Raw genomic sequence first — 6,582 nt, 5'->3', positions numbered from 1 at the left:
TGCCGGCTATTGTTCCCTTTCGAATCGCGTGACAAGCACGCTCCCACTTATTTCAGTTCAAGAATCCTCGCTTTATCGAACAGCACCTGAGAACACAAAGTCCACGTATTCTTATCTTCGATACTCTCTACGAACATTATTCATTAATCGGAGCACAACGTTCCCCGTTTACATAACGTCTGAGCAGGGAACGCATACGCTCGACCTTTTCAGGATGTTTAACGAACAGATTCTTTGCCTGACGCGGGTCGTCCTTGAGATTGAACAAGAGGCCGGGAGTTTCCTTAGCATAGTCCTCCAATCCGAAATACTGCAGATAACTCGCCGATTCCTTTTTCGCGGCGCCCGAAGCAGTATCGATCAACACCCAGTCGCCTTGGCGTAAGGCATACTTTCCGGCGAACGTGTTCTGTACCGTAGCCGTTCGCAAAGGACGCTCATAGTCTTCACCGCTCAGTACAGGCAAAAGATTGTAGCTGTCTATCGCTTCGTCCTCGCCAATCGAGTAGTCGATCATGGCGGCGAAAGTTGCCGCGAGATCCACCTGACTTACAACTTCATCGGATACGGTACCGGCTCCGACTCGACCGGGCCACCGCACGATGAACGGAACCCGATGCCCGCCTTCGTAAAGATCACGCTTCACACCTCGAAATTCCCCGGAGCTCCATTGGTCAAAGCTCTCCAGTCGTTCGAACGCATGGGTTTCCGCTCCATTGTCTGCAGAGAATACGACCATCGTATTATCAGCCAAACCATGAGCGTCGAGCGCTGCCAGCACCTTGCCAACCATGGCATCGGTCTCGACGACGAAGTCCCCGTAGTAGCCAGCCTTCGATCGTCCATGGAACGGCTCGTTCGGAACAATTGGATAGTGCGGGGAATTGAAGGCCAGGTAGATGAAGAACGGTTGATCGGTTGTCTGCTCCGAAATCCAACCGACGGTTTTTTCAGTGACGGTCGGGAGGACGTCGTAGGGACTCCAGTCTTCGGCCATCGGACCGGGACGGAAGTTACCAGCACCCGCCAAAGGTTCTGACTTAATCACCGGTTGGGTCGGAACGGTCAAAAACCGGTCGTCTTCAATCCAGCAATACGGCGGAAAGTTGATCGTACCGTCGCCAAAATAGTGATCGAACCCGCGATCGATCGGACCACCCGGGAAACGTTTTGTCCAATCGTAGGAATCCGGACTGGGCCAGTCTTTCTCTTCCAGTCCAGGTTTTCGGATTGCCTCGAAATCCCAGCCCAAATGCCACTTTCCAAAGCAGGCGGTGCGATAGCCCTGCTGCTTGAACATCTTGGCGATAGTAAATTCATCGTCCTCAAAAACGGGACCGCCAAAAGCTTTGACGATCCCATGAAACCTCCGCCAATGATGTTGCCCTGTCAGCATAGCGAATCGACTGGGTGTACAGATGCCAGAAGAGCTGTGCCCGTCAGAGAAGGTCATCCCTTCGGTCGCAAGCCGATCGATGTTCGGAGTCTGAATCTTGGCTTTCGCATCCCCGCAGGAGACGTCCGCTACGCCCATATCATCCGCGTAGAGGATGATAACATTGGGTCGTTCAGCCGCACAGATAGCCCCTCCAACGAGAAGGGCTAAACTCATAAGCATCTTCATATCGAAAAAAAGGTCCTAAGCATCCACAACAAGTTGAGCAGCACTCAAGACCAGAGCAAACTACATCTTCCGCAGTTTGTTCGCATAGAACCCGTAAGTCGCAATCACCACGAAGCAGAGAAGTGGCAACGCAAAGGAAGCTCGGGCTCCGACCAGCCCAAAGACAGTTTCTTGGTCGATGATCATCGCCTGAAGAGGAGGCATCAGGCAACCGCCACCGATCGCTAGAATCAGACCGGCAGAAGCGAGTTTCGCGTCGTCGCCCAAGCCATCCAAAGCTAAGCCATAAATTGTAGGGAACATCAAAGACATACAGGCTGAGATTCCCACGAGACACCAGAGTCCAACCATTCCAGGCAGGAAGATAGCACCCAACGTCAGCGTAGCTCCTCCAATCGCCAAGCAGCAGAGCAACTGCCCCGGACGGAAGTATTTGAGGATGAAGGTACAAATAAAGCGACTGGATACAAAGATCACCATGGCGATGATATTGTAGCCCTGAGCGTCCGCCTTGCTCATCCCCAGAGTCGCACCGGCATACTGGATAATGAAAGTCCAGCACATGATCTGCGCACCGACGTAAAACGCCTGAGCAACGACACCCCAAATGTAGATTGGTCGCTTAAAGAGACGACCTAAGGTCGGGCCGATGTCCAAGTTTTTACTATCGTTAGAAGTCGTGTGCGGAAACTTCGTGAACGCAAAAACCGCGAATACGACCGCCACAACAATGCCCAATGTAATATACGGTCCGGTAATTACACCCAAATCGCTCTTGGCGATCGCGTCGAATTTCTCGACATCCGTCTCCGCCAACAAACGACGTTCTTCTTCAGTAGCAGGATCCAATCGTGCCAGTATCAACTCCTTGGCTACAAACATTCCCGCGATCGAACCCATCGGGTTAAACGCTTGAGCCAAGTTTAGACGACGGGTCGCAGTCGCCTCGGAGCCCATCGACAACACGTAGGGATTAGCAGTCGTTTCAAGGAACGACAACCCGCAGGTCATAATGAAGTACGCAGCTAGAAAAGGAGCGAACTGCTGCATATTACCCGCCGGTACAAACAGGAGACAGCCGGTCACATAAAGAGCCAAGCCCATCAATATGCCAGACTTGTAGCTGAAGCGCTTGATAAAAATCGCCGCCGGAATCGCCATGAAACAGTAGCCACCATAGAAGGCCGACTGCACGAGCGAGCTCTGTGTATTCGAAAGGAGCAGCACGTTCTTAAAGGCCGCTACCATCGGATTCGTAATATCGTTAGCAAATCCCCACAGAGCAAAAAGGCTCGTTACGAGGATGAAGGGGTAAAGGAATTGAGGCTGGATCACGCGATCCGAAAGCGTCGGCTTCGCGGCAACAGGTTCATCTTGTTTCATTTTGGGGTGATCTATTCTGAGTTTAGGTTCAGCAATCGAACACGTAGTAGCGGGCATTCGATTCCTCGGGCAGTTGATTCGGGATTTAAGCGACCATAAACGAAGGCCCCCGAAGCTACCCATTCTTCGGGGGCCGGCAGACGTATATGATACCGTGTCTTTCTAAGACAAATTCCAGCGACTACTTTTTGCCGTAGAGAGGCCCGTAGTTTTCGCAGGCACGGAAGTCAGCGCCTTCGAGCCCAGCGGTACCAAAGGCACGCCAAGAGCTCGGACGGAAAACGCGTTCTTCGGCCACGTTGTGCATGTACACTGGTATCCGCAACATGGATGCAAGCGTAATGTAGAGGTGACCGACATGGCCTGTGGTCAAAACGCAGTGATTAGCGCCCCAGTTATTCATGACTTCGTAAGCACTTCGGAAAGCGCCTTCGCCTGTTAATGTCGGAGCAAACCAAGTGGTCGGCCAGGTGGGGTTGGTACGATCATCGAGCGCATTGTGAACGTCCTCTGGCAGTTCGATCGAGTAACCTTCCGCGATTTGCAGGGCTGGTCCGAGACCGTCAACGAGATTGAGACGAATCATAGTCGAAGCCATTCCACCTCGAGTCTTATACCGAGTGCTCCACCCCCCGGCTGGGAAGTACTCAGTAACTGACGGATGCCAAGTCGTCGCTTTCAAGCACGAATCAACTTCCTCGTCGCTGATTTCCCAATACGGCTTCATGGTTGGCTTTCCTTCCGCATCGGACTGCTGGCCAGTACCGTCGAGAGCCGCCGGACCGGAGTTGATCAGGTGCAAAATTCCATCGGCTACGAGATCGTTTTCGAGCGTCTCGCCGCTCGCCTGCTTGATCGCGTCCTTGCTCCAGTACGTGCGGAGGTCGGCAAAGACCTGAGCGGAATTTGTCAACAAGTGACCGAAGAGCATTCCAGCCGCATTGAGAGCATCGTTCTCAGTCGCTACGATATAGGGAGCTCGCTTTCCGTTCCAATCGAAGGACGTGTTAAGAATCGCCTCTAGGAAGTCGCCATTAGGAAAATGGTCTGTCCACTGACGCTGCCCCTGGAATCCTGCGGCGATCGCGCCATGACCTTGAGCTTGCTCACCCAAGCCCATCTCGGCGAGTTTCGGATTTCCCACCATGAGATCGCGGGCAATGAGCGCCATTTTTATGGATACATCCCACTCTTCGTCGAGGCTTTCGCGTGAACGTTTCGTTTCATCGGAATTGTAGTCCTTCCCTTCAGGGCAGTTCTCCGCAACCCAAGCCTTCGCTTTCGCAAACTCTTCCGCATCGAACTGATCCTTGTTCAAGCGGCCGACAAACTCAGTCATGTCGATTACTTCGACACGCATGCCGAGATACTTTTCCCACATGCTGGAATCGACCATCGAACCGGCAATCCCCATCGAGGTACCGCCCATTGAGAGATAGGAACGCCCCTTCATCAAACCTACAGCCAAACCGCAACGAGCGAAGTTAAGAATCTTCTCCGCAACATCCGCCGGGATCTCCTTCGTACCGGCGGGCTGTACATCCTTACCATAGATGCCGAATGCGGGAAGGCCTTTCTGAGTATGACCCGCGAGGGCCGCAGCCAAGTAGACCGCTCCAGGTCGCTCGGTGCCATTGAAGCCCCAGATCGCTTTGATGGTATGCGGATCCATATCCATGGTCTCGGAACCGTAACACCAGCAAGGCGTGACCGTTAGAGAGACAGCTACGCCCGCCTCACGAAACTTTTCCGCAGCCGCTGTCGCCTCGGCGACACCACCGATACACGTATCTGCGATCACACACTCCACTGGTTCGCCATTTGGATAGCGAAGCACGTCGGTGAGCATCTTGGCCACAGAACGGGCCTGATCCATCGTGATTTCTTCAAGAGACTCACGGACACCACCCAGACGACCGTCAATGGTCGGGCGGATACCGATTTTGGGGAGAGTGCCCGTCCAAGGGCTTGGGGATGCATTCACTTCTGACATAATTGTTTTATTTAAACTGTTTGGGATTTTTGAGATTCAACAAGGGAGCGAAGACGTTCCACGTATCCACTCCACTGTGACATTTTTTCCGGTGTAAAAGTTTTTGTCTCCACAGAGCGGCGAACCAGATCCCGCCCCTCTTCCAGTGAATCGATCGCGCCCACGGCTTGCAGTTGAGTAACAACATTTCCGATCGCAGTCGCCTCCACAGGTCCAGCCGTCACAGCTACGCCAAGCGCGTTGGCCGTACACTGGTTCAGGAACTCGTTCTGGCAGCCACCGCCCACTACATTGAGGGACGCAAGCGGCTCGTCAGAGAAAGATCGCAGTTTATCCCACACAAGCCTGTACTTCGCAGCTAGGCTCTCTGTGGCAACTCGGAGAATCTGCCCTTTGGTTTCAGGGACAACTTGCCCCGTATCCATGCAGTACTGACAGATCTTCTGAGGCATATCGCCCGCTTGAGCGAACAAAGGATCATTCGGATCAACGACAGCTGTAAACTCCGGAGCATCCTCTGCGATCCGCGCCATTTCCGCATAGCTAAGCTCCTCGCCTTCCGACGCCCATTGCGCTCGGCATTCCTGGATCAACCAAAGTCCACAGATGTTAGTAAGAAACCGAACCTTGCCGCCCACTCCCATTTCATTTGAGAATCCCTCCGCCAACGCCTCAGCACTGAGGATCGGAGCATCTGCCTCAATCCCCAACAAAGACCACGTCCCCGAGCTCAGAAACGCCCTTTGACCCGCTTTCGCCGGACGTCCCGCCACCGCCGACGCCGTGTCGTGCGAACCGACCGCCACGACAGAAATGTCGCTCCCAACAGGCGCGCCGATCTCTTGCCCCACGCTTTTGCGCAAGGGACCTAGAACAGTCCCAGGCTCCACAATGTCTCCGAACAAATGCCCCGGGATCCCCATCCGATCCAGCACCTCCAACGCCCACTCTCCAGTGTCAGGCTTCAACATCTGGCTCGTGCTAGCGATAGTTCGCTCATTCGCCATCACTCCGCTCAACCAGTAGTTCATCAGGTCGGGCATGAACAACAATCGCGAGGCCGCCTTCATCAAGGCTTCCCCACCCTTTCTTTCGCTCAAGACCTGATACAGCGTATTGAAAAACATGGGCTGGATTCCCGTCTCCGCAAAGATCTCCTCCTCCTCCATTAGCTCCGCGGCGAGCTCCCTCATCCCTTCAGTCCGGGAATCCCGATACTGATGAGGATTCCCCAGCAAGTTGCCGTCCTGATCCAACCACCCGTAATCTACCCCCCAGGTATCCACGCCGATCGACTTCACACGCTCGCCATATCGTTTTAGCGCCAGCGACACCCCCTCCAAAATCTCCGAGTAAATAAAGAGAACATCCCAATAACAGGACTCTCCGATACTCACATTCCGAGTCGGAAACCTGTGAAGCTCAACGATCTCCAAGGACTCTCCTTTAAACTCGCCCGCGACGACTCGTCCGCTCGATGCTCCAAGATCAACCGCCAAAGCTACGCTACCAGTATCCATAATATTCAAAAGTACACAAACGGCGAGAGCGCCCAAGTAGAGGCACCGAGCTCGTCTGAGTG

The 6,582-nt window shown here is 53.7% G+C and carries 4 protein-coding genes; all 4 read right to left on the bottom strand.

Annotated features, from left to right (window positions below; translation table 11 throughout):
- Nucleotides 1–136: 136 nt before the first annotated feature.
- The 4 genes from JIN87_RS21015 to JIN87_RS21000 all read right to left on the bottom strand — a co-directional run bounded on the left by JIN87_RS21015 (nucleotide 137) and on the right by JIN87_RS21000 (nucleotide 6,520).
- Nucleotides 137–1,624 carry a sulfatase family protein gene (locus tag JIN87_RS21015; protein WP_200357594.1) on the bottom strand — a complete coding sequence of 496 codons (1,488 nt, stop codon included), beginning with the start codon at nucleotides 1,622–1,624 and terminating at the stop codon, nucleotides 137–139.
- Nucleotides 1,625–1,684: 60 nt separating this feature from the next.
- A complete protein-coding gene (fucP, locus tag JIN87_RS21010) occupies nucleotides 1,685–3,007 on the bottom strand; it encodes an L-fucose:H+ symporter permease (protein ID WP_200357593.1) in 1,323 nt (440 codons plus the stop codon).
- Nucleotides 3,008–3,188: 181 nt separating this feature from the next.
- Entirely contained in the window at nucleotides 3,189–5,000 is a 1,812-nt protein-coding gene (locus tag JIN87_RS21005) for an L-fucose isomerase (protein ID WP_200357592.1), read from the bottom strand.
- 11 nt (nucleotides 5,001–5,011) lie between these two features.
- On the bottom strand, nucleotides 5,012–6,520 hold the full coding sequence (locus JIN87_RS21000; protein ID WP_200357591.1) for a rhamnulokinase: 1,509 nt from the start codon (nucleotides 6,518–6,520) through the stop codon (nucleotides 5,012–5,014).
- Nucleotides 6,521–6,582 lie beyond the last annotated feature (62 nt).

The organism is Pelagicoccus mobilis, assembly GCF_016595505.1.
Classification (GTDB): domain Bacteria; phylum Verrucomicrobiota; class Verrucomicrobiia; order Opitutales; family Opitutaceae; genus Pelagicoccus; species Pelagicoccus mobilis.
Note: the sequence above shows the minus strand (reverse complement) of the source record. Positions and strands in the feature narration are given on the sequence as shown.

Bases quoted from the DNA above. Each gene is read 5' to 3' on its own strand.
- JIN87_RS21005 (WP_200357592.1), bottom strand. From the start codon at position 5,000: ATGTCAGAAGTGAATGCATCCCCAAGCCCTTGGACGGGCACTCTCCCC.
- JIN87_RS21015 (WP_200357594.1), bottom strand. From the start codon at position 1,624: ATGAAGATGCTTATGAGTTTAGCCCTTCTCGTTGGAGGGGCTATCTGT.
- fucP (WP_200357593.1), bottom strand. From the start codon at position 3,007: ATGAAACAAGATGAACCTGTTGCCGCGAAGCCGACGCTTTCGGATCGC.
- JIN87_RS21000 (WP_200357591.1), bottom strand. From the start codon at position 6,520: ATGGATACTGGTAGCGTAGCTTTGGCGGTTGATCTTGGAGCATCGAGC.